Annotated in this window: 21 protein-coding genes and 1 pseudogene; 18 read left to right on the top strand and 4 right to left on the bottom strand. The window is 64.3% G+C overall.

Annotation, left to right across the window (positions count from 1 at the left end; translation table 11 throughout):
- Positions 1–16: 16 nt before the first annotated feature.
- The 10 genes from chlG (at position 17) to ACMHLQ_RS00460 (ending at position 10,383) form a co-directional block, all read left to right on the top strand.
- Positions 17–916, top strand: coding sequence for a chlorophyll synthase ChlG (gene chlG, locus ACMHLQ_RS00505; RefSeq protein WP_415400721.1), 900 nt, complete (start codon positions 17–19; stop codon positions 914–916).
- Positions 913–2,169, top strand: a complete 1,257-nt coding sequence (locus tag ACMHLQ_RS00500; RefSeq protein ID WP_415400720.1) for an MFS transporter — start codon at positions 913–915, stop codon at positions 2,167–2,169. Before chlG ends, ACMHLQ_RS00500 begins: the two co-directional genes overlap by 4 nt.
- 4 nt (positions 2,170–2,173) lie before the next feature.
- Positions 2,174–3,352, top strand: a complete 1,179-nt coding sequence (locus tag ACMHLQ_RS00495) for a geranylgeranyl diphosphate reductase (RefSeq protein ID WP_415400719.1) — start codon at positions 2,174–2,176, stop codon at positions 3,350–3,352.
- On the top strand, positions 3,349–3,891 hold the full coding sequence (gene idi / locus ACMHLQ_RS00490; RefSeq protein WP_415400717.1) for an isopentenyl-diphosphate delta-isomerase: 543 nt from the start codon (positions 3,349–3,351) through the stop codon (positions 3,889–3,891). Before ACMHLQ_RS00495 ends, idi begins: the two co-directional genes overlap by 4 nt.
- Positions 3,888–4,517, top strand: coding sequence for a LysE family translocator (locus ACMHLQ_RS00485; protein WP_415400716.1), 630 nt, complete (start codon positions 3,888–3,890; stop codon positions 4,515–4,517). Before idi ends, ACMHLQ_RS00485 begins: the two co-directional genes overlap by 4 nt.
- A gap of 38 nt (positions 4,518–4,555) precedes the next feature.
- Entirely contained in the window at positions 4,556–6,121 is a 1,566-nt protein-coding gene (gene glpD / locus ACMHLQ_RS00480; RefSeq protein ID WP_415400715.1) for a glycerol-3-phosphate dehydrogenase, read from the top strand.
- Positions 6,118–7,590: a glycerol kinase GlpK gene (gene glpK / locus ACMHLQ_RS00475; protein ID WP_415400713.1), complete on the top strand. Its 1,473-nt coding sequence runs from the start codon at positions 6,118–6,120 to the stop codon at positions 7,588–7,590. The genes glpD and glpK overlap by 4 nt, the downstream gene beginning before the upstream one ends.
- Before the next feature lie 154 nt (positions 7,591–7,744).
- On the top strand, positions 7,745–8,143 hold the full coding sequence (locus ACMHLQ_RS00470) for a rhodanese-like domain-containing protein (RefSeq protein ID WP_415400712.1): 399 nt from the start codon (positions 7,745–7,747) through the stop codon (positions 8,141–8,143).
- Positions 8,140–9,015, top strand: a complete 876-nt coding sequence (locus tag ACMHLQ_RS00465; RefSeq protein WP_415400711.1) for an MBL fold metallo-hydrolase — start codon at positions 8,140–8,142, stop codon at positions 9,013–9,015. Before ACMHLQ_RS00470 ends, ACMHLQ_RS00465 begins: the two co-directional genes overlap by 4 nt.
- A 93-nt stretch (positions 9,016–9,108) precedes the next feature.
- Positions 9,109–10,383, top strand: a complete 1,275-nt coding sequence (locus ACMHLQ_RS00460; RefSeq protein ID WP_415400710.1) for an acetylornithine deacetylase/succinyl-diaminopimelate desuccinylase family protein — start codon at positions 9,109–9,111, stop codon at positions 10,381–10,383.
- Between the two features lie 45 nt (positions 10,384–10,428).
- Here the strand turns inward: ACMHLQ_RS00460 and panC are convergent, their stop codons facing one another.
- Together panC and panB are read right to left on the bottom strand one after the other, a co-directional pair.
- Positions 10,429–11,283, bottom strand: coding sequence for a pantoate--beta-alanine ligase (gene panC / locus ACMHLQ_RS00455; protein ID WP_415400709.1), 855 nt, complete (start codon positions 11,281–11,283; stop codon positions 10,429–10,431).
- Entirely contained in the window at positions 11,280–12,113 is an 834-nt protein-coding gene (gene panB, locus ACMHLQ_RS00450) for a 3-methyl-2-oxobutanoate hydroxymethyltransferase (RefSeq protein ID WP_415400707.1), read from the bottom strand. Before panB ends, panC begins: the two co-directional genes overlap by 4 nt.
- Before the next feature lie 157 nt (positions 12,114–12,270).
- Here panB and ACMHLQ_RS00445 point away from each other — a divergent pair.
- Positions 12,271–13,727, top strand: a pseudogene (locus ACMHLQ_RS00445) (ABC transporter substrate-binding protein).
- Between the two features lie 103 nt (positions 13,728–13,830).
- Positions 13,831–14,226 (top strand): cupin domain-containing protein, encoded by a 396-nt coding sequence (locus ACMHLQ_RS00440; protein ID WP_415400706.1) that lies wholly within the window; start codon positions 13,831–13,833, stop codon positions 14,224–14,226.
- Between the two features lie 56 nt (positions 14,227–14,282).
- Here ACMHLQ_RS00440 and ACMHLQ_RS00435 read toward each other — a convergent pair whose 3' ends face one another.
- Positions 14,283–15,374, bottom strand: a complete 1,092-nt coding sequence (locus tag ACMHLQ_RS00435) for an acetoin utilization protein AcuC (protein WP_415400705.1) — start codon at positions 15,372–15,374, stop codon at positions 14,283–14,285.
- A gap of 39 nt (positions 15,375–15,413) precedes the next feature.
- Complete coding sequence (locus ACMHLQ_RS00430) at positions 15,414–15,983, bottom strand: NAD(P)H-dependent oxidoreductase (protein ID WP_415400704.1); 570 nt, start codon at positions 15,981–15,983, stop codon at positions 15,414–15,416.
- Positions 15,984–16,059: 76 nt separating this feature from the next.
- Between ACMHLQ_RS00430 and ACMHLQ_RS00425 the strand changes: the two genes are divergently transcribed.
- From ACMHLQ_RS00425 to ACMHLQ_RS00400, 6 genes are read left to right on the top strand one after another with little or no spacing between them, the layout of a single operon-like run.
- Positions 16,060–16,692, top strand: a complete 633-nt coding sequence (locus ACMHLQ_RS00425; RefSeq protein ID WP_415400703.1) for a TetR/AcrR family transcriptional regulator — start codon at positions 16,060–16,062, stop codon at positions 16,690–16,692.
- 12 nt (positions 16,693–16,704) lie between these two features.
- Positions 16,705–17,652, top strand: a complete 948-nt coding sequence (locus ACMHLQ_RS00420; RefSeq protein WP_415400702.1) for an ABC transporter permease — start codon at positions 16,705–16,707, stop codon at positions 17,650–17,652.
- Positions 17,649–18,464: an ABC transporter permease gene (locus ACMHLQ_RS00415; protein WP_415400700.1), complete on the top strand. Its 816-nt coding sequence runs from the start codon at positions 17,649–17,651 to the stop codon at positions 18,462–18,464. The genes ACMHLQ_RS00420 and ACMHLQ_RS00415 overlap by 4 nt, the downstream gene beginning before the upstream one ends.
- Positions 18,461–20,029 carry an ABC transporter ATP-binding protein gene (locus ACMHLQ_RS00410; RefSeq protein ID WP_415400699.1) on the top strand — a complete coding sequence of 523 codons (1,569 nt, stop codon included), beginning with the start codon at positions 18,461–18,463 and terminating at the stop codon, positions 20,027–20,029. Before ACMHLQ_RS00415 ends, ACMHLQ_RS00410 begins: the two co-directional genes overlap by 4 nt.
- Positions 20,029–20,496, top strand: a complete 468-nt coding sequence (locus ACMHLQ_RS00405) for a GNAT family N-acetyltransferase (RefSeq protein WP_415400698.1) — start codon at positions 20,029–20,031, stop codon at positions 20,494–20,496. The genes ACMHLQ_RS00410 and ACMHLQ_RS00405 overlap by 1 nt, the downstream gene beginning before the upstream one ends.
- The gene (locus ACMHLQ_RS00400) at positions 20,493–21,935 is read left to right on the top strand and encodes an aldehyde dehydrogenase family protein (RefSeq protein WP_415400697.1); all 1,443 of its coding nucleotides are present in this window, start codon (positions 20,493–20,495) and stop codon (positions 21,933–21,935) included. The genes ACMHLQ_RS00405 and ACMHLQ_RS00400 overlap by 4 nt, the downstream gene beginning before the upstream one ends.
- Positions 21,936–21,937 lie beyond the last annotated feature (2 nt).

Below are 21,937 nucleotides of genomic sequence, written 5' to 3'. Positions count from 1 at the left end.
CAGCCATAGTTGACACATGACTGTCAGCTCTACTTTACCAGTGCGCCGATATCCCGAGCCCGCGGCGGCCCTGCGTCTGATCAAGCCGATCACGTGGTTTCCGCCGATGTGGGCCTATGTCTGCGGTGTCATCGCCTCGGGCGCATCGCCTGCGGGGCAGTGGCATCTTGTGCTTTTGGGCGTGTTGCTGGCCGGTCCGATTGTCTGTGGGATGAGCCAGGCGGCCAATGATTGGTGCGACCGCCACGTGGACGCCATCAACGAACCCGACCGGCCGATCCCGTCGGGCCGCATTCCGGGCCGCTGGGGTCTGTGGATTGCGCTGGCCATGTCGGCGCTGTCGCTGTTTGTGGGCTGGCAGTTGGGGCCATGGGGCTTTGCCGCAACCCTTGTTGGGGTTGCCGCCGCCTGGGCCTATTCCGCCGAGCCTGTCCGTCTGAAACGGTCGGGCTGGTGGGGGCCGGGCCTGGTGGGCCTGAGTTACGAGACATTGCCTTGGGTCACCGGTGCCGCAGTGCTGAGCGCCGGTGCGCCGCGCGCCGAAGTGTTGGTGATTGCACTGCTCTATGGGTTGGGCGCGCATGGCATCATGACGCTGAATGATTTCAAGGCGCTGGAGGGCGACCGCCAGATGGGCGTCAATTCGCTGCCTGTCACGCTGGGCCCGCGCCGCGCGGCACAGGTGGCCTGCTGGATGATGGCGGTGCCACAGGCGGTGGTGATTGCGCTGCTGACCCTCTGGGATCGACCCGTCCATGCCGCCGGGGTCGCATTGGTGCTGGTGCTGCAATTCTGGGCCATGACGATCATGTTCCGCGATCCCCGCGCCAAGGCGCCGTGGTATAACGGGACGGGTGTCCTTCTTTATGTTTCTGGCATGATGATTGCCGCCTTTGCCTTGCGAGGTCTCACATGACGGTAGGGTGGGGCATGTTGGTGCGGTTGTGTCTGGTCAATGCCGCGATTGGTGGGCTGGCCGCGCTGCCGGTCAACCTGTTCAACCGGCTGATGACGGTCGAGCTGGCGCTGCCTGCGCTGCTGCCCGGCCTTCTGGTCGCGCTGCACTACGGTGTGCAGTTGACGCGTCCCGTCTGGGGGCATCGGTCGGATGTGAAGGGTGGGCGGACGCCGTTCATCCTGGGCGGTATGGCTGTCACGGGGGCGGGCGTTCTGGGCGCGGCTTGGGGGATTTCGGTGGCCGAGGCATCCGTGCCCATGGCGTTGGTTGTCTGGCTTGTCTCTTATATTGCCATCGGTCTGGGGATCGGTGCGGCGGGCACGTCGTTTCTGGCCTTGCTGGCCAGCGCGTCCGGTGCGCGCAAGGGCGGGGTGGCCACCACCGCCTGGCTGTTCCTGATCGCGGGCGCGATTGCGGCCTCCATCGGCACCGGCATCGCGCTGGAGCCCTACAGCCCCGCGCGTTTGGTATCCGTGGTCGCGGTGGTTGTGGTCATCGCCTTTGTCCTGTCCGTCCTTGCCACGGCAGGTGTCGAGGCGCGCGCCACCGGGGTGGTCGAGCGGGACGACACACCGCTGAAAATCGCGTTGCGCCAGACTTGGGATGACCCTGTTGCGCGCCGCTTTACCGGCTTCGTATTCCTGTCGATCCTTGCGTTCTACCTGTCCGAACTGATCCTTGAGCCCTTTGCCGGGCATATCCACGGGTTGAGCCCTGAGGACAGCACCAAGCTTTCCGGCGGCAAGGACGGGGCCGCGCTGATGGGCATGATCGGGGCGGGTATCCTGTCGCAGATGCGCCTTGGCTCGCTGCGGTTCTGGGCCGTGATGGGTTGCGTGATTTCCGCCGCTGGCCTGCTGGGTCTGGGCGCGGGCCTGCCGCTGGTGCCCAGCACGGTTGTGCTGGGTCTGGGCAATGGGTTGTTCGTGGTCGGGGCCGTCGGGTCGATGATGCAACTGGCTGCCGCGCATGCGCGCAGCACCGGCACCCGCATGGGTGTTTTCGGGGCTGCGCAGGCGATTGCCGCCGGGCTGGCCGGGTTGGTGGCCACGGGTATGCTCGACCTCACCCGTTTGATTTTGCCGGATGCCGTCGCCTACGCGTCGGTGTTCACGCTTGAAGCTGTCCTGTTCCTTGCCGCGGCTGTGATGGCTGCGTCGGTGATGCGCGGGGCAGAGATGAATGATGCAACCTTGGTTCCGGGGGAATGATCTGATGTATGACGTTGTTGTTGTGGGCGGTGGGCCGTCCGGTGCCACTGCTGCCGAGGATCTGGTGCGCTCGGGCCATTCTGTGGCGCTCTTGGATCGCGAGGGGCGGATCAAGCCTTGTGGCGGGGCCATTCCGCCGCGCCTGATGCAGGATTTCCACATCGGGGAAGAGCAGCTGCTGACCAAGGTCACGACCGCCCGCATGATTTCGCCTACGGGGCGGCATGTCGATATCCCGATCGAGAATGGCTATGTCGGCATGGTGGATCGCAAGGATTTTGACCCGTTCCTGCGCGCCCGCGCGGCAGAGGCGGGGGCGGAGTATTTCACCGGCACCTTCGTGCGGATCGAACGGCCCGAAGGCACACCCGTCGTCATCTATCGCGACAAGGCCACGCAGGACTACAAGGAACTGCCCTGCAAGCTGGTGATCGGGGCCGATGGCGCAAAATCGCGTGTGGGTCTGGCCGAGGTGAAGGATGCGGACAAGGTGCCGCTGGTGTTTGCGTATCACGAGATCATCAAGGCGCCGCCCAAGACCGAAGTCTATGACCCGGTACGCTGTGACGTGATCTATGATGGCGCGATTTCACCGGATTTTTACGGCTGGGTGTTTCCCCATGGGGACAGCGCCAGTGTCGGCATGGGGTCCGAGCTGTCATCGGTGAACCTCAAGGAGGCGACGGCTGCCTTGCGTGTGGCGAGCGGCCTCGACCACTGCGAGACCCTGCGCAAGGAAGGCGCGCCCATTCCGCTGAAGCCGCTCGATTGCTGGGACAATGGCAAGGATGTGGTGCTGGCCGGAGATGCGGCGGGGGTTGTGGCCCCATCCTCGGGCGAGGGCATCTATTACGCGATGGTCGGGGGCCGTGTGGCGGCGACGGCCTGTGCGGCGACGCTCGCCTCGGGCCGGGTGAAGGATTTGAAACTGGCGCGCAAACTGTTCATGCGCGAGCACAAGACGGTATTCCGGGTGCTTGCCTCGATGCAGAACGCCTATTACCGCAGCGACGACCGGCGCGAACGGTTCGTTTCGCTGTGCCATGACATTGACGTGCAGCGTTTGACCTTTGAGGCGTATATGAACAAGAAGCTGGTCGCCGCGCGCCCCATGGCGCATATCAAGATCGGCATCAAGAATCTGGCCCACCTGACGGGTCTGGTGAAGGCGAACCACGTATGAGCATCATGATCCCCGCCTGGGTCGATGGCACCCTTGTTCCGGTCGAAAAGCTGGAGGCGCATCAGAAGGGCCTCAAGCACAAGGCGGTGTCCGTCTTTGTCATCCGGGGCACCGAGGTGCTGTTGCAGCAGCGCGCGATGGGCAAGTATCACACGCCGGGTCTGTGGGCGAACACCTGCTGCACCCATCCTGATTGGGACGAACCGCCTTCGGTCTGCGCAGTGCGTCGGCTGGAGGAAGAGGTTGGCGTTACGGGCCTTGCGCTGGAGCACCGTCACCACCTGGAATACCGCGCCGATGTGGGCGGGGGGCTGATTGAGCACGAGGTGGTCGAGGTTTACCTGGGCCGCGCGCCTGCCGATCTTAAAGTGGTGCCCAACCCCGATGAGGTGATGGCGGTGGAGTGGGTCGATTATCACGACCTGATGGCCACGGTGAAACGCCATCCGGACCGGTTCACCCCGTGGCTGCGGATCTATCTGGCCGACCATGCCGATACGATCTTTGGCGCTGATCTGGCGCAGGCCGCGCGGGTGTGAGCGCAGAGACCTATCTGCTCTACCTTGCGGCGGTCGCCGTCTTTTTCGCCACGCCCCCTGACACCAGCCAGTTGCTGATCGTCTCGAACGCGATGAAACACGGGCTGCGCCACAGCCTGTGGGTGATTGCCGGGGATCTGAGCGCCAATGTGATCCAGATGACCGCCGCGGCCTTTGGTCTGGCGGCGATCATCGCGACCTCTGCAACCGCGTTTGGCTGGATCAAGTGGCTGGGCGTCGCTTACCTTGTCTGGATCGGTGTGCGCATGATGCTGTCGCGCGAAGGTGCTGGGGCAGGGGCCGCTGCGCGTTCTGCCCGACCTGCGCGCCTGTTTCGCCTCGGCTTTGTCACCTCGATGACCAACCCCTTTGCGGTCGTGTTCTTTGCCGCGCTGTTCCCGCAGTTCATTACACCGGACGCGCCCGTCTTGCCGCAGCTATTGATCCTTGGCGCGACCTATCTGGCGGTGGACGGGGCGACGCTGGTGCTGTGGGGCTGGGCCGGGGACCGGGTGGCGGCGCGGCTTGCGCGCCTGTCTTTTGCATGGATCAACCGCATCTGTGGGGGCTTGATGATTGGGGCGGCTATGTTACTTGGCTTCAAGGACATCACGCCGCAGCGTTAACGCTAACGATTGAAGCAAACGTACTAAGGTTTTAAGAGATGTTCGTAACTCAGCCGGAGGACGCGGGTGTGACGGACGAAAAAGTCTTTGATTTGTTTATTATCGGCGGTGGCATCAATGGCACCGGAATTGCCCGTGACGCAGCCGGGCGGGGCCTGTCCGTGGGTCTGGCCGAGGCGGGCGATCTGGGCGGGGCGACGTCTTCGGCCTCGACCAAGCTGTTTCATGGCGGGTTGCGCTATCTCGAGTTTTTCGAATTCGGTCTGGTCAAATCCGCGCTGAAAGAGCGTGAAGTGCTGCTGAAGGCAATGCCGCATATCAGTTGGCCGATGCGCTTTGTGCTGCCCTATGCGCCCGACATGCGCTTTGATTCTGACACGCCGACGTCGCGCCTGTTGCGGATGGTGATGCCCTGGATCGAAAAGGGGCGGCGGCCTGCGTGGCTCGTCCGGTTGGGTCTGTTCCTTTACGACAATCTGGGCGGGCGCGAGATTTTGCCAGGCACCAAGACGCTGGACCTGACCACCGCACCCGAGGGCAAGGGCCTGAAATCACGGTTCAAGATGGCCTATGAATATAGTGACTGCTGGGTCGAGGATGCGCGGCTGGTCATGCTGAATGCCCGCGATGCCGAAGCGCGGGGCGCCACGATCCTGACCCGCTGCCCGGTTAAGGAAGCGACGCGTGACGGCGAAACCTGGCGGATTGAGACCGACAAAGGCACGTTCCGGGCCAAGGCGCTGGTGAATGCAGGCGGCCCGTGGGTGGCCGACATCCTGACCGGCGTGATGCGCCAGAACTCGCAGCACAATATCCGCCTTGTGCGCGGCAGCCATGTCGTGACCAAGCGGCTGTACGATCATGACAAGGCGTATTTTTTCCAGGGCACCGATGGGCGCATCATCTTTGCCATCCCGTACGAGCAGGATTTCACCCTGATCGGCACCACGGATGCGGACCATACGGACCCGGACACAAAGCCCGCGATTTCGGATGCCGAGCGCGATTACCTCTGTGCCTTTGCCACCGAGTATTTCGAAAAGCCCGTCACGCCGGAAGATGTGGTGTGGACCTATTCCGGGGTGCGCCCGCTTTATGACGATGGCGCATCCTCGGCCACGGCGGCGACGCGCGACTATGTACTCGCACTGGATGAAAACGGCCCGCCGGTGCTGAGCGTGTTTGGTGGCAAGATCACCACCTATCGCAAGCTGGCCGAACAGGCACTGGCCAAGATGGGGCTGGGCGAGGCATGGACGGCAGGCGTTGCGCTGCCCGGTGGCGATTTTGCAGTGGCCGATGTGCCGAAACTGCGAGCCAAGCTGGCCAGCGACTATCCTTTCCTCGATGAAAAATGGGCCGCCCGCCTGATCCGGGCATACGGGACCGAAGCCTGGGAAGTGCTGGGCGCGGCCAAGACGGCCGAAGATCTGGGCCCCGATTTCGGTGCGACATTGACCGGTGCCGAACTGCGCTGGATGATGGCGCGCGAATATGCGGTGGCGGGTGACGATGCGCTGTGGCGGCGGACCAAGCTGGGTCTGCGCCTGAGCGCGGATCAGCGCGCCGCCGTCGATACTTGGATGAAGGAAAACGCCGCATGACCCATATTCTTGCCATTGATCAGGGCACGACATCGTCCCGCGCGATTGTCTTTGACGGCGACATGAAACCGATTGCCTCGGCGCAGGAAGAGTTCACGCAGCACTTTCCCGCCAGCGGCTGGGTGGAACATGAACCCGCCGATCTGCTGGCCACTGTGCGGTCTACATGCAAGGCGGTGATGGAGGAGACGGGACTGGGCGCGCGCGACATCGCGGCCATCGGCATCACCAACCAGCGCGAAACCACCGTGATCTGGGATGCCGAAACCGGCGCACCGCTGCACAACGCCATCGTCTGGCAGGATCGCCGGACAGCCGAGATGTGCGAGGGGCTGCGCGCTGCCGGTCATGGCGATCTGGTGACCGCGATCACCGGGCTGCTGCTCGACCCCTATTTCTCGGCCACCAAGGTGAAGTGGATCCTTGATCAGAACGACGGATCGCGCGACCGGGCGCATGCGGGCAAGCTGCTGTTCGGCACGGTCGACAGCTATCTGATCTGGCACATGACGGGCCGCAGCGCCCATGTGACGGATGCAACCAACGCTGCGCGCACGATGCTATATGACATCCACAAGGGGCAGTGGAGCCCCGAGATGTGCGCGATGCTCGACATCCCCATGGAGATGCTGCCCGAGGTGCGCGATTGCGCCTCGGACTTTGGCGTCACGGACCTGTTGGGCGGCGAGACCCCGATTTACGGGGTGGCGGGCGATCAGCAGGCCGCAACCATCGGGCAGGCCTGTTTCCAGCCGGGCATGCTGAAATCGACCTACGGCACGGGGTGTTTTGCCTTGCTCAACACAGGCGACGCGCCGGTGACGTCGAACAACCGGTTGTTGACCACTGTGGCCTATCAGCTGGATGGCAAACCGACCTATGCGCTCGAGGGCTCGATTTTCATTGCGGGTGCTGTGGTGCAGTGGCTGCGCGATGGCTTGGGCATCATTGCAACGGCGAAGGAAACGCAGGCGCTGGCCGAACAGGGACGGGGTGACGTGACCCTGGTGCCTGCATTCACGGGCCTTGGCGCGCCCTATTGGAACCCGGATTGTCGCGGCGCGGTCTATGGTCTGACGCGCGACACGAATGCGGCTGACATGGCGCGTGCCGCGCTGGAAAGCATCGGCTTTCAGACCCGCGATCTGTGGGAAGCGATGCGCGCCGATTGGCCGGATGGCGGCGACGCCGTACTACGCGTCGATGGGGGCCTCAGCGCAAATGACTGGGCGATGCAGTTCCTGTCGGACATGCTGGGCGCGCCCGTGGACCGGCCCGAGGGGTTGGAGACGACGGCGCTGGGGGCCGCATGGCTGGCGGGGATGCGCGCCGGGATCTATCCGGACATGGACGGCTTTGCCGCCACATGGGCACGCGATGCGCGGTTTGACCCAGCGATGTCCGAGGAGGCGCGCGATGGGGCCTATGGGCGCTGGCAGCGCGCGATCAAGGCGACACAAGCCGTCTAGGCGCGCGGGCTGATCGCCACCGCGATCTCGTAATGCAGATCGTCCGTCATCGGCGGATATTTCACATAACCAGCCTTATCGCCTTTTCATATCGCTTGTCCGGCACGGCCTGCGCTGACACTATCCACCCGGACCTGAATTGAGGAGGATGCGCATGGCACTCAAGACCACGGCGGCAGAGATGGTGGCCAGCGCCCGCGCGCGGATCAAGGAAGTCGAGACAGCCGACGCCATTGCGATGGTCGATGACCCCTCAGTCGTCATTGTCGATATCCGTGACATCCGCGAACGCCAGCGCAGCGGCTATATCCCGGGATCGGTCCACGCGCCGCGCGGCATGATCGAGTTTTGGGTCGACCCAGACAGCCCCTATTTCAAAGAGGTGTTCGGGCAAGCGGACAAGACCTACCTGTTTCACTGCGCTTCGGGCTGGCGATCGGCGCTGAGCGTGGCCACATTACAGGACATGGGATTTGACGCGGCCCATCTGCGCGAAGGGTTTTCCACCTGGGAGGCGCAGGGCGGACCGGTAGAGAAGGAGGACAAGGCATGACACCGAATATGGAACAGACCCCCATCGTCACACCGTTCTTTGACAAACGGTCCAACACGATTTCCTACGTGGTGCAGGAACCGGACGGTGCGGGCTGTGCGGTGATCGATGCGGTGATGGACATCGACTATGCCGCCGGTGCGCTGAACTTTGACGGGGCGGACGAGATGATCGCGCATATCCGCGCCAATGATCTGCGCCTCGACTGGATCATTGAAACCCATGTGCATGCTGACCACCTGTCGGGCGCGCCCTATATCCAGCAGGCGCTTGGCGGCAAGATCGGGATCGGCGCCAAGATCACAGAGGTGCAAGACACATTCGGCAAGGTGTTCAACGAAGGTACCGAGTTCCAGCGCGACGGTTCGCAATTCGACGCCCTGTTCCAGGACGGGGACACCTACCAGGTCGGGGCAATGACCTGCTTTGCCCTGCACACGCCGGGCCATACGCCCGCCTGCATGGTGCATGTGATGGGCGATGCGGCCTTTGTCGGGGATACGCTGTTCATGCCGGATGGCGGGTCGGCCCGCGCGGATTTCCCGGGCGGGGATGCGGGCGAGCTTTACGACAGCATCATGCGGGTGCTGTCCCTGCCGGATGCAATGCGCCTGTTCATCTGTCACGATTACGGGCCCGGCGGGCGCGCGATTGCCTGGGAAACGACCGTTGCGGAAGAGCGGGAAAAGAACATCCATGTGGGCGGGGGCAAGACCCGCGAGGACTTCATCAAGTTCCGCACAGAACGCGACGCGCAACTTGCCATGCCCAGCCTCATCATCCCGGCCCTGCAGGTCAACATGCGCGCCGGTGAAATCCCGCGCGACGATGCGGGCGACATGGCGCTCAAGGTGCCGCTCGGCAAACTCTGACCCTTCATTGTTCTGGCAAATATGCCCCCCGGAGGGTCGGGATGATCCACGCGGCCCCTTGCCATTCAGGGCGCTGCGTCCAACACTCAACCCATGACGCTTTCCACACGCATTGACACCAAACGTGATGACCTGATCACCTTGACCCGTGATCTGATCCGCATCCCGACCCTCAATCCACCGGGGCGGCACTATCACGATGTGTGCGCGCTGGTTGAGACGCGGCTGAAAGCGCACGGGTTCGACACACAGATGATCCGAGCGGTTGGCACGCCGGGCGACAGCGACACCTATCCGCGCTGGAACGTGGTGGCGCGGCGCGAGGGGACGATCGCGGGCGAGTGTGTGCATTTCAACAGCCATCACGATGTGGTCGAGGTGGGCCATGGCTGGACGCGCGACCCGTTCGGGGCCGAGATCGAGGGCGACCGGATCTATGGGCGCGGTGCTTGCGACATGAAGGGGGGCCTTGCTGCCTCGATCATCGCGGCCGAAGCGTTTATCGAGGAACACCCCGACTTTGCCGGTGCCATTGAAATCAGCGCCACGGCGGACGAGGAATCCGGTGGATATGGCGGGGTCGCTTACCTTGCCGAGATGGGGCTGTTTGCGCCCGAGCGTGTGCAGCATGTCATCATCCCGGAACCTCTGAACAAGGATCGCATCTGCCTGGGCCATCGCGGCGGCTGGTGGGCCGAGATCGAGACGAAGGGAGAGATAGCCCATGGCTCGATGCCGTTTCTGGGGGATTGCGCCGTGCGCCACATGGGGGCGGTGCTGGACAAGTTCGAAAGTGATCTTTTCCCGGCCATGGCCTCGCGTCATACCGACATGCCCGTGGTGCCCGAAGGGGCGCGGCAATCGACGATGAACATCAATTCGATCCACGGGGGCCAGCCGGAACAGGGCGCGGATTACGACGGTCTGCCAGCCCATTGCGTGCCCGACAGCTGCCGCATCGTGATCGACCGGCGTTTTCTGGTTGAGGAAAACGTCGCGCAGGTGCGCCGCGAAGTGGTCGATCTGCTGGAAGGGCTCAAAGCGTCCCGCGACCGGTTCGATTATGAGATGCGCGAGTTGAACGTGGTGCTGCCCTCGATGACCGACAAAACCGCGCCCGTGGTCGAGACGGTGCATGCCGCCATCGAAAGCGTGCTGGGGGTCGCCCCGACCTATGTCGCTTCGCCCGGGTCGTATGACCAGAAACATATCGACCGGATCGGCAAGCTGCGCAATTGCATCGCATACGGTCCGGGCGAGCTGGAACTGGCGCACAAACCGGATGAATGGATCGGCATCACGGATATGCTCGACAGTGCCAAGGTGATGGGCCAGGCTCTCGAAACGCTGCTATTGCCCAAGGCGTAGCGGTCTCTGACACAGAGACCGGCAGGACATCGACACGATGTCCGGCTACCGCACAACCGGCACATCAATGTTGTCGATCAGCCGCACACCCGCCATGTACGCCGCCGCAAACAGGCGTGCGGGTTCGGACGCTGTTTCGATGAGGCGCAGCGTGTCGTTTGTGCGCATCTCAAGATAGTCGATGTCGCTGAACCCGGCCGTAGCCAGCCGAGCCGTGGCATCTGGCAACAGATCGCCCATCGACGCCCCCTGCCCCAACGCTTCGGCCATATCCTCCATCACATCATTCAGCGCCGACGCGCGGCTGCGCGCCTGATCCGACAACAAGAGGTTGCGCGAGGACATCGCCAGCCCGTCCATTTCGCGGATCGTCGGGCAGCCCACCACCTCGACCCCCAAGTCCAGATCGCGGGCCAGCCGCCGCACCACCTGCAACTGCTGAAAATCCTTCTCGCCAAAAAAGGCCAGATCGGCCGAGGTCTGGGTGAACAGCTTGGTCACCACCGTGGCCACGCCGTCGAAATGCCCTGCGCGATGGGCGCCACACAACACGTTGGTCAGACCGGCGACACTGATATTCGTGGCGAACCCGTCAGGATACATTTGCGCCCCGTCCGGGACATAGATCGCATCAACGGCAAAGCGTTCCAGCTTGCGCGCGTCCTCGTGTTCGGTGCGCGGATAGTTCTCAAGGTCTTGCGCATTGTTGAACTGCTTGGGGTTCACAAAGATCGTGACGATCACCCTGTCCGACAGTTCCTTGGCCCGCGCCACGAGGCTGAGATGCCCGTCATGCAGCGCGCCCATGGTCGGGACCACACCGATGGTTTCGCCCGCGCGGTGCCAGCCGCGTGTCATCTCGCGCAACTCGGCTAGGGTGCGCAGGATGGGCGCGGTCATGTCTTGCCCTTTGGGGCGGTGTCCGCAAAGACGTGTTCGGCGCCCGGAAAGCGACGCGCGCGCACATCCTCGGCATAGGCGGCAATGGCCGCTTCGCCATCCTTGCCCAGCTCTGCATAGCGTTTCACGAACTTGGCCTTGAAGGCGGTGAACAGCCCCAGCATGTCGTCCACAACAAGGATCTGACCATCGCACCCGGCGGATGCGCCAATGCCGATGGTGGGGATGTCGATGGCTGTCGTGATGTCATCGGCCAACCGCTCGGGCACCTTTTCCAGCACGACGGCAAAGGCCCCGGCGTCTGCCACAGCCTTGGCATCTGCAATCAGCGCAGCCGCTGCGTCACCGCGCCCCTGCACCTTGTAGCCACCAAGCGTGTTGATGGATTGGGGCGTCAGCCCGACATGGGCCATCACCGGAATGCCGCGCGCCACCAGAAATGCGATCGTGTCCGCCATGGCCACACCGCCTTCCAGCTTGACCGCGCCCGCGCCGGTTTCCGCCATCAGCCGGGCGGCGTTGCGGAACGCCTGCGCGCGCCCTTCTTCATAGCTGCCAAAGGGCATGTCGATCACCATCATGGCCGATGACAGCCCGCGCGCGACGGCCTTTCCGTGCATCTCCATCATGTCCATGGTCACACCCAGGGTCGACGGCAGGCCATGCAGCACCATGCCCACGCTGTCGCCCACAAGGACAAAGTCGCAATGGGCGTCCATCATTTGGGCCATGGGCGTGGTGTAGGCCGTCAGGCTGACAATGGGCGTGCCCCCTTTCATCGACCGGATGTCGTCGGGCAAAGGTGCGGTTTTGCGGGCTGTGGCGCTCATGGCGGGGCCTTTCGCTGATCTTTCTGCATGGCGGCATAGCAGGCGTCACGCGTGCGCGCCACAGCCCAAAACCCAACGCGGGCTTGCGCGACGCAGCGTTTACGGGAAAGCTGGGAACAAATCGTACAGATGGGAGACTGCCATGTTCAAACGACTGATGATGACCACGACGGCCATCGCCCTTGCGGCGACCGGGGCCTGGGCCAAGACCGACATCACCGTGGCCATGCAGCTCGAGCCGCCGCACCTTGATCCGACCTCGGCGGCGGCAGGGGCCATCGACTCGGTTCTCTATTCCAATGTGTTCGAGGGGCTGACCCGCTTCATGGGCGATGGCTCGGTTGTGCCGGGGCTGGCGGAAAGCTGGGAAATCTCGGAGGACGGGCTGACCTATACGTTCACATTGCGCATTGGCGTCACCTTTCATGACGGCACCACGATGGACGCCGAAGACGTGAAATTCACGCTAGATCGCATTCTGGCCGAGGACAGTGCAAACGCGCAAAAGGCCCTTTATACCGCGATCAGCGCTGTTGAGGTGGTCGACCCCCAGACCGTGCGCCTGACCCTGTCCGAGCCGAACGGCAACATGCTGTTCAACCTCGCCTGGGGGGACGCGGTGATCGTCGCACCCGAGAGCATCGAGACGATCAAGCAGCAGCCCATCGGCACTGGCCCCTTCAAATTCGACAGCTGGACGCAGGGCGACAGCATCCAGATCAGCCAATATGACGGCTATTGGGGTGACGCCCCGGCGCTGAGCGAGGCAACGTTCAAATTCATCTCGGACCCGACAGCCGCCTTTGCCGCGATGATGGCCGAGGATGTGGACGTGTTCACCGGCTTCCCCGCGCCGGAAAACCTGCCCCAATTCGATGCCGATCCGCGCTTTCAGGTGCTGGTTGGCTCGACCGAGGGCGAAACGATCCTGTCCACCAACAACAAACAGCCGCCCTTTGACGATCCGCGCATTCGACAGGCGGTGGCCCATGCCATAGACCGTCAGGCGATCATCGATGGGGCCATGTTCGGCTATGGCACGCCCATCGGCACCCATTTCGCACCGCACAACCCGGCCTATGTGGACCTGACCGGTGGCTCGGCCTATGACCCGGACAAGGCCCGCGCCCTGCTGGCCGAGGCAGGCATGGAAACAGGGTTCGAGACCACGCTGCACCTGCCGCCCCCTCCTACGCCCGGCGCGGGGGCGAGATCATCGCCGCCCAACTGGCCGAGGTCGGGATCAAGGCCGAGATCATCAATGTCGAATGGGCGCAGTGGCTGGAAACCGTGTTCCGGGGCAAGAATTTCGGGCTAACCATCGTCAGCCACACCGAACCGATGGATATCGGGATCTACGCGAACTCCGACTACTACTTCCAATACGACAACCCGGCATTTCAGGAGCTGATGGCAACGCTGAACGCCACCACCGACCCCGACACACGCACCAACCTGATGGCCAAGGCACAAGAGATCATCGCAGGAGATGCGGTCAACGGCTACCTGTTCCAACTGGCGCAATTGTCCGTCGCCAAAGCCGAGGTTCAGGGCCTGTGGGTCAACGCGCCGACACAAGCGACTGACCTAACGGGCGTCAGCTGGGCTGAATAGGCACTACTGCGGGGGCGGCGTATGACGTCCCCCGCTTCTCTGTTCCAAAAATCCTCCCCGAAGGGCCGGTTGGCCATTCAAGCCATACAGAAGGACATTTGAGATGCAGGTATTCCCCGCAGGATCCCGCCCCAGCCAGCGCGCCAATCCGGACTACTTCACCGGCACTGTCTGGCAGGACCCGATCATCATGGCCGAGGCACCCGCCCGCCTCCACGCCCTGAGCGTGCATTTTGAACCCGGCGCGCGCACCGCGTGGCACACCCATCCCTTGGGCCAGACCTTGCACGTGACGCACGGGGCGGGGCGTGTCTGTGTGCGCGGCGCGGCCCCGCGCGCCATCACAGCGGGCGACACGGTCTGGATACCTGCAGATGTCGAGCATTGGCACGGGGCCGGGCCGGACACCGCGATGACCCATATCGCGATGCAAGAGATGCAGGACGGATCGGCGGCAACCTGGCTCGAACAGGTGAGTGACGCCGAGTATTCGGGCTGATGGACGGGGGCCAGCCCCCGAACCCCCGGAGTTTATCTGGCAAGATGAAGAAGCCTTTAGAGGTTGAGGATTTGCGAGCGTAGTGCGTCCCGGATTGTGCCGGTGCGGGGTGTGTCCGCCAGCGTGGTGAACCAGTGCGCGGGTGGGTTCTTGCCCCGGCGGTTGCCGTCAAAACGCAGCGCGCGCAGCACCGTTTCGGCCTCCGGGTTTAACCTGTCCGGCACCTCAAAACCGTTGAGCGTGCCCCACACGCCCGTCCAGAGCCGCCCCACCGACCACGGGTTATAGCCACCCCCGCCCAGCACCAGCAGGCGTGGGGCGAGGCCCATCAGGCCGCGCACCACGGCCCAATGCGCCTGATTGGAGAGGGACAGATGCGCCTGCGGGTCCTCTTCCACCCCGTCCGCGCCGCATTGCAGGACGATGGCGTCGGGTTTGAACGCCGTGACGCGCGGCAGGATGACATCGTCCCGGATCAGCGCCATCTCGTCATCGTTCAGCCCGCGCGGCACGGGCAGGTTCACCAGATCATCCGTCGCCCCCAAAGCGCCGGTGCGCGGCCACAGCCCATCCTCATGGACCGAGATCATGAGCACATCCGGGTCGGTGCCAAAGGCGACCTCGACCCCGTCGGGGTGGTGCGCGTCGATGTCCACATAAGCGACCCGGGGCGCGCCGTTGCGCCGCAGGGACAGGATCGCCAGCACGGGGTCGTTGAGGTAGCAAAATCCCCCGGCGCGGTCCGGCATGCCGTGATGCGTGCCCCCCGCTGGGTGGTAGACGATGCCCCCCTGCGCCAGTAATTCCCCGGCCAGCAGCGACCCGCCCGCCGCCGTGGCCGGGCGGCGATACATCTCGGGGAAAATCGGGTTGTTGGGGGTGCCAAGTGCGTGGCGGTCACGCACCTGATCGCTGACTGCCTGGGCCGCCTCGGCGGCGTGCAGCGCGGCCACGTAGTCGGGTGTGTGCCAGATATGGAGTGCGGCGGGCTTGACCCGGGGGCTCGGCACGAACAGGTCGGGGGGCAGCCAGCCCATGGCGCGGGACAGGTCCATCACGGTCGATACGCGTGGCACCCGCAGTGGGTGCCAGCCGCCATAGGACGAGCCGCGATAGATTTCGGAGCCGATGAAAAGGGGGCGGGTCATGCCCCCATACATAACCGTGTCGGCGCCAAGGGCGAGGGGTTATGCCGCCGCTGCGCCCATGGCCTCGGCCCGTTTCAGCCAGCCGTCGATCTTTTCCGGCTTGGCGAGCTTGACCGAACCCAGCTGCACGACCTTGCGCGGCTTGACGCCTACGAACTTCATCACCTGATTGCGCATCACGCGCCGCCCCGGGCTGCGATAGAGCAGCGTGTCAAGCCAGGGCGGCGTGTCCGAGGTGATGATCGCATCGCCTGTGCGCCCCTCGAGCAGCTTGTCCCAGCCGATCCCGCGCCCGTGGTATTTGTAGGCAAAGCCCGGTTGCAGGCCGGCATCCAGCACCGCCTTGGCCTGCGCGGGCATCGCGCCCCACCAGTAGGGATGCACGATCATGACGTGATCGGCCCAGCGGACATTGTCCTGCCATGCCTGCACGTCCGGCGACAGCGCTGCATCGGCATCATAGCCCTGTTCCGTAGTCATGTCCGACAGGTGCATAACCCTTACCTCCGCCCCCTTGGCGCGCGCGCCCTTGGCATAGCGTTCGGCCAGTTCGGCATTCAGCGACCCCGGTTTGGGATGGGCCACCCAGATGAAAACATGTTTGGTCATGTGACGTCTCCTTGTGCTGTGATGTGCTTGACACTGTGTCAATTGACAACCTGTCAAGTAGAGGCTACTTTACAGTATGTCAAGTGATTCAATCGATACCCCGACCAGAATTTTGCAAGCCACCCTCGCGCTGCTGGAAACCCCGGGGGCGAAGCTGCCCACGATGTCCGACATCGCGCGCGCCACGGGGGTGAGCCGTCAGGCCGTGTACCTGCACTTTCCCGGCCGCACCGATCTGCTGGTGGCGGCGACCCGCTATCAGGACGGCCAGAACAACATCGACCGGGCGCTTGCACCGTCGCGTTCTGCGCGTTCGGGCACGGAACGGCTTGACGCCTTTGTCACCGCCTGGGGCAATTACATCCCCAAAATCTATGGCGTGGCGCGGGCCATCTTGGCCGTGGTCGACACCGACCCCGAGGCCGCAGCAGCCTGGGACACCCGCATGGCCGACATGCGCGAGGGGTGCGCGGCAGCCGTGCAGGCACTGGCAGAGGATGGCACCCTGCCCCCGCTAACCGACCCCGAACAGGCGACCGACCTGCTGTGGACGATCCTGTCGGTGCGCATGTGGGAGAACCTGACCCAGACCTGCGGCTGGGATCAGGACTGTTACCTTGCCACTATACGCGGCCTCGCACTGGCCGCCCTGGCGCAGGATGTGGGGGCGCTCACGGACGTGCTTGCCTGCCCCGACCCGCCCGCCTAACGTCGGCGGGATATGCTGCGCTACACGCTCAAACGCCTTGTGTCCTTGTGCATCAGCCTCGCCATCGCGTCGCTGGTGATCTTTGCGGTGATCGAGGTGGCACCGGGCGATCCGGCATCCCTGATGCTGGGGGTCAACGCCACCGACGAGACATTGGCCGCGCTGCGCGCCGAACTGGGGCTCGATCAGGGCAAGGTGCAGCGCTATCTGGCCTGGGTCGGGGGCATGGTGCAGGGCGATTTCGGCACCTCCTACCAGTACCGCACGCCGGTGTCCGAGATGATTGCGCAGCGCCTGTGGGTGTCGCTGCCGCTGGCGCTTTATGCGCTGGCGCTGTCCACGCTGATCGCCTTTCCCGCCGGGATCTACGCCGCTGCGCGCCGGGGCAAACCGGGGGATGTCGGCGTCATGGGGGCCACGCAGATTGGCATCGCCATCCCCAATTTCTGGTTCGCGATGATGCTGGTGCTGGTCTTTGCCATCAACCTGCGCTGGTTCAGTGCCGGTGGGTTTGCTGGCTGGGACAAGGGAGTTTTCGCGGCGATGAAGTCGCTGACCCTGCCCGCTATTGCGCTTGCCCTGCCCCAGGCGGCGATCCTTGCGCGTGTCATGCGCTCGTCCCTCCTCGATGTGCTTGGCGAGGATTTCATGCGCACCGCGCGGGCCAAGGGGCTGACGCGCGGACAGGCCCTGCGCCGCCACGGCTTGCGCAATGCGTTGATCCCGGTGCTGACGATCCTGGGCCTGCAATTCTCCTTCCTGCTCGCCGGCGGGATCATCATCGAACAGGTGTTCTATCTGCCCGGCCTTGGGCGGCTGATCTTTCAATCCATCTCGGCCCGTGACCTGATCGTGGTCGAAAGTGTGACGATGCTTTTGGTCTTTGCCGTGATCGTGGTGAATTTTGCCGTTGATCTGGCCTATGCCGCCGTCGATCCCCGGCTGAGGGCGCGGACATGAACCGCAATCTGGTCCTTGGCGGCGCGCTGTCGATGCTGGTGGTGATTGCCGCGCTCATGTCCTTTGCATGGACCCCGTTCGAGCACACGGCGATGAACATCCAGGCCAAGCTGCAAACCCCGAACGCCGCGCATTGGTTTGGCACCGATCATTTCGGGCGTGACATGTTTTCGATGATCATGGTGGGCGCGCGTACTTCCATCGCCGTGGCTGTCGTTGCTGTGGGCATCGGCGTGGGGCTGGGTGTGCCGCTTGGCCTTTGGGCTGCGGCGCGGCAGGGCGGTTGGGTGGATGAGGTTATCATGCGGGGCAATGATCTGATCTTTGCCTTTCCTTCGCTCGTCATCGCGATCTTGATCACTGCCATCTTTGGCGCCGGTGCGGTGAATGCGATCATCGCCATCGGCATCTTCAACATCCCCGTCTTTGCCCGCGTCACGCGCGGTGGTGCCCTGCCCCTCTGGGCGCGTGAGTTCATCCTTGCCGCGCGGGTGTCGGGCAAGGGGGCGGCGCGCATCAGTGTCGAGCATATCCTGCCCAACATCGCCAACCTGCTGATCGTGCAGGCCACGATCCAGTTCTCGCTGGGGATATTGGCAGAGGCAGCGCTGTCTTACGTGGGCCTGGGCGCGCAGCCTCCGACGCCAAGCTGGGGGCGCATGCTGGCGGATGCCCAAACGCTGGTCAGCATCGCGCCGCACATGGCGCTGGTGCCCGGCTTTGCCATCATCCTCACCGTGCTGGGGCTGAACCTGTTGGGTGACGGCTTGCGCGACGTGCTGGACCCCCGGCTACGGGTGGCGCGGGTATGAGCCTGCTTGAGATCGAAAACCTGTCGCTGGCCATCAACGGCACGCCCATCCTGCGCGATGTCAGTTTGCGGATCGCGGCGGGCGAGGTTGTGGCGATCACGGGCGAAAGCGGGTCGGGCAAATCGATGACCGCGCTCGCCGTGATGCAATTGCTGCCCGACGGGGCAGAAGTGACGGGCACGGTGACCCTGGATGGGCACGAGGTGACAGCCCTGCCCGAACCCGCGCTTTGTGCGCTGCGCGGGGACATGGTGGGGATGGTGTTTCAGGAACCCATGACCGCGCTGAACCCGGTCCAGACCATCGGCGCGCAGGTGGCCGAGACGGTGCAACTGCACCGCCCCGACATTGATCCCAAGGCGCGCGCCGCCGAAGTGCTGGCCCGCGTCGGCCTCGAACATATCCCGCTGTCGCGCTACCCGCACGAGTTGTCCGGTGGCCAGCGCCAGCGCGTGGTGATCGCCATCGCCATCGCCTGCGGCCCCAAGCTGGTGATCGCGGATGAGCCGACAACCGCGCTGGATGTCACCACGCAGGCGCAAATCCTTGCCCTGCTGAAGCGGCTGGCGGCCGAGGATGGCATGGGGCTGATGATGATCACCCATGACCTGGCCGTGGTGGCCGAGATGGCGGATCGCATCACCGTCATGCGACAGGGTGAAGTGGTCGAGGCGGGGGACACCCCCGCCTTACTTGCCGCCCCGCAGCACCCCTATACCCGCGCCCTTTTTGCCGCCTCCACCCACCGCGTTGATCTGCCGGAAGCAGCGGGGCAAGCGCCGCTGTTACGCGTTCAGAACGTGGTGCGCGACTACACCCTGCCCCGCACGCGCCTGTTTGCGGCCCCCGGCACGCACCGCGCAGTGAATGACGTGAGCTTTGACATCCCGCGCGGCGGACGGATCGGGCTGGTGGGGGAATCGGGTTGCGGCAAGTCCACGCTGACGCGCGCCATTCTGGGGCTCGAACCGGTGCAGGGTGGATCAATCACGCTCGACGGCGCGCCGGTGTTCAGCGCAGGTAGGCCCAACCTCACCGTGCGGCGCAAGATGCAGGTGGTGTTTCAGGACCCATACGGCAGCTTCAACCCCCGCCACCGCGTCGCGCGGCTGATCACCGAACCGTTCCACCTGCTCGAAACACAACCCACCGACCGGGACGCGCGGATCGCAGAGGCGCTGACCGCCGTCGGCCTGTCCCCGGACGACGCGCAGAAATATCCCCACCAGTTCTCGGGCGGGCAACGCCAGCGGCTCGCCATCGCACGCGCGCTGATCATCCGGCCCGAGTTGATCGTGTTTGACGAGGCCGTCAGTGCTTTGGACGTATCGGTGCGCGCCCAAATCCTCGACCTGATTGCCGAGCTGTGCAGCCAATACGACCTCACCTACCTGTTCATCAGCCATGACCTCAGCGTCGTGCGCACGATCACCGACCGCGTGCTGGTCATGCAAAACGGGCGGATCGTCGAGGAAGGCGCGACCGAAACCGTGTTCACCGCACCCGCGCACCCCTATACCCGCCAATTGATCGACGCGGCCCCGACCCTGCCGGGCGCGGCGTGATGGAGGTCACGCTTGCCCCTCTGCCCCGCGCAGATGCGGCATGGTTGCACAGGGTCGCCGCGCCCTACTTTGCCGAGCTGGCACCGGATATCGGTCCCATCGCGGCGGATCGGTTCGACATCTGGTTCAGCGATCCCAACCGCTCTGCCCATGTGATTTGCGCAGATCAGGACAGGGTCGGCTTTGCCCTCATCAGGCTCTGCGACAGCGGGCAGCGCGAGATTTCCGAGTTCTGTATCCTGCCGGATCAGCGCAGTCGCGGGATCGGAGAACAAGCAGTCCAGCAATGCCTCGCCCTGCACCTCGGCCCCTGGCGCATCGGCGTCGCGGGCGCGCTGCCGGGCACGGCGCGGTTCTGGGATCGGGTGCTGGCAACAGTGCCGGGGATCACGGGGCTTGCACGCGGCCCGGCGCTGACGCCTTATCAGTGCCACAGCTACACCTTCACCTACCGGGACACACTATGACAGACGCCCTTTGGTTCGACCCCTCTCTCATGCTGATCGGCGGCACGTGGCAGTCGGCCAGCGACACCCTGCCCCTGATCAACCCGTCCGATGGCAGCCCCCTCGCCCGCATCGCGCGCGGGCAGGTAGGTGACATCGACGCCGCCGTGCAGGCCGCGCACACAGCGCGCGACGGTGACTGGGGCAGACTGACCGCGACCGAGCGGGGCCGCATCCTGACCGAGATCGGGCGGCGCGTGCTGGCGCGCGTCGATGAGTTGGCCGAGCTCGAGGCGCATGATGTCGGCAAACCCCTCACCCAGGCACGCGCTGACGCCGTGGCACTCGCCCGCTACATGGAATTCTACGGCGGTGCGGCCGACAAGGTGATGGGCGAAACCATACCCTATCTCGATGGCTACACTGTCTACACCTTGCGCGAACCGCACGGGGTGACGGGGCACATCGTGCCCTGGAACTACCCGATGCAGATCATCGGGCGCAGCGTTGGGGCCGCGCTGGCCATGGGCAACGCCTGTGTCCTTAAACCGGCGGAAGAGGCCTGCCTGACCGCCCTCGCCTTTGCCCATATCGCGCGCGAAGCGGGTCTGCCCGATGGCGCGCTGAACGTGGTGCCGGGCTTGGGGGCCGAGGCGGGCGCGGCGCTGGCCGCACATCCGGGCGTCCAGCACATCAGCTTCACCGGCTCGGTGCGCACAGGCGCGCTGGTGCAGCAGGCTGCGGGGGCCAACGTTGTGCCGGTGACACTGGAACTGGGCGGCAAATCCCCGCAACTGGTGTTTGACGATGCGGACCTCGACGCTGCACTCCCTTTCCTCGTCAACGCAGGGATACAGAACGCGGGCCAGACCTGCTCGGCCTCCTCCCGCATCCTTGTCCAGCGGGGCGCTTATGATGCGGCGCGCAACCGCATGGCGGACGCTTACGAGGCGCTGACGGTCGGCCCGGCCATGGACGACCTGCGCGTTGGCCCGCTGATCTCGATCCGGCAGAAACAGATTGTCGACGGGTTCCTTGCCCGAGGCGCTGACCTGACTATCGCCGCGCAAGGGCATTTGCAAAACGCACCAGACACCGGGGCCTATGTGCGCCCCACCCTCTTTGCCGACGTCCCGCCCGATCATATGCTGGCGCGCGACGAAATCTTTGGCCCCGTGCAGGTGCTGATACCCTTCGAGACGGAGGAGGAGGCGGTAAGCATCGCCAACAGTACCGATTACGGCCTTGTCGCCAGCATTTGGACCGCCAATGGCGCACGGCAAATGCGGCTGGCCAAGGCGCTGCAGGCAGGCCAGATTTTCATCAACAACTACGGCGCAGGCGGCGGGGTCGAACTGCCCTTTGGCGGGGTCGGTAAATCGGGCCATGGCCGCGAAAAGGGGTTCGAGGCGCTCTACGGCTTCTCCACCCTCAAGACCGTCGCAGCGCATCATGGCTGAGA

This window comes from Tateyamaria algicola (assembly GCF_047715485.1).
In the GTDB taxonomy this organism is placed as follows: Bacteria; Pseudomonadota; Alphaproteobacteria; order Rhodobacterales; family Rhodobacteraceae; genus Tateyamaria.
This window is presented reverse-complemented; position numbering and strand designations above follow the sequence as displayed.

Bases quoted from the DNA above. Each gene is read 5' to 3' on its own strand.
- chlG (WP_415400721.1), top strand. From the start codon at position 17: ATGACTGTCAGCTCTACTTTACCAGTGCGCCGATATCCCGAGCCCGCG.
- ACMHLQ_RS00500 (WP_415400720.1), top strand. From the start codon at position 913: ATGACGGTAGGGTGGGGCATGTTGGTGCGGTTGTGTCTGGTCAATGCC.
- ACMHLQ_RS00495 (WP_415400719.1), top strand. From the start codon at position 2,174: ATGTATGACGTTGTTGTTGTGGGCGGTGGGCCGTCCGGTGCCACTGCT.
- idi (WP_415400717.1), top strand. From the start codon at position 3,349: ATGAGCATCATGATCCCCGCCTGGGTCGATGGCACCCTTGTTCCGGTC.
- glpD (WP_415400715.1), top strand. From the start codon at position 4,556: ATGTTCGTAACTCAGCCGGAGGACGCGGGTGTGACGGACGAAAAAGTC.
- glpK (WP_415400713.1), top strand. From the start codon at position 6,118: ATGACCCATATTCTTGCCATTGATCAGGGCACGACATCGTCCCGCGCG.
- ACMHLQ_RS00470 (WP_415400712.1), top strand. From the start codon at position 7,745: ATGGCACTCAAGACCACGGCGGCAGAGATGGTGGCCAGCGCCCGCGCG.
- ACMHLQ_RS00465 (WP_415400711.1), top strand. From the start codon at position 8,140: ATGACACCGAATATGGAACAGACCCCCATCGTCACACCGTTCTTTGAC.
- ACMHLQ_RS00460 (WP_415400710.1), top strand. From the start codon at position 9,109: ATGACGCTTTCCACACGCATTGACACCAAACGTGATGACCTGATCACC.
- panC (WP_415400709.1), bottom strand. From the start codon at position 11,283: ATGACCGCGCCCATCCTGCGCACCCTAGCCGAGTTGCGCGAGATGACA.
- panB (WP_415400707.1), bottom strand. From the start codon at position 12,113: ATGAGCGCCACAGCCCGCAAAACCGCACCTTTGCCCGACGACATCCGG.
- ACMHLQ_RS00440 (WP_415400706.1), top strand. From the start codon at position 13,831: ATGCAGGTATTCCCCGCAGGATCCCGCCCCAGCCAGCGCGCCAATCCG.
- ACMHLQ_RS00435 (WP_415400705.1), bottom strand. From the start codon at position 15,374: ATGACCCGCCCCCTTTTCATCGGCTCCGAAATCTATCGCGGCTCGTCC.
- ACMHLQ_RS00430 (WP_415400704.1), bottom strand. From the start codon at position 15,983: ATGACCAAACATGTTTTCATCTGGGTGGCCCATCCCAAACCGGGGTCG.
- ACMHLQ_RS00425 (WP_415400703.1), top strand. From the start codon at position 16,060: ATGTCAAGTGATTCAATCGATACCCCGACCAGAATTTTGCAAGCCACC.
- ACMHLQ_RS00420 (WP_415400702.1), top strand. From the start codon at position 16,705: ATGCTGCGCTACACGCTCAAACGCCTTGTGTCCTTGTGCATCAGCCTC.
- ACMHLQ_RS00415 (WP_415400700.1), top strand. From the start codon at position 17,649: ATGAACCGCAATCTGGTCCTTGGCGGCGCGCTGTCGATGCTGGTGGTG.
- ACMHLQ_RS00410 (WP_415400699.1), top strand. From the start codon at position 18,461: ATGAGCCTGCTTGAGATCGAAAACCTGTCGCTGGCCATCAACGGCACG.
- ACMHLQ_RS00405 (WP_415400698.1), top strand. From the start codon at position 20,029: ATGGAGGTCACGCTTGCCCCTCTGCCCCGCGCAGATGCGGCATGGTTG.
- ACMHLQ_RS00400 (WP_415400697.1), top strand. From the start codon at position 20,493: ATGACAGACGCCCTTTGGTTCGACCCCTCTCTCATGCTGATCGGCGGC.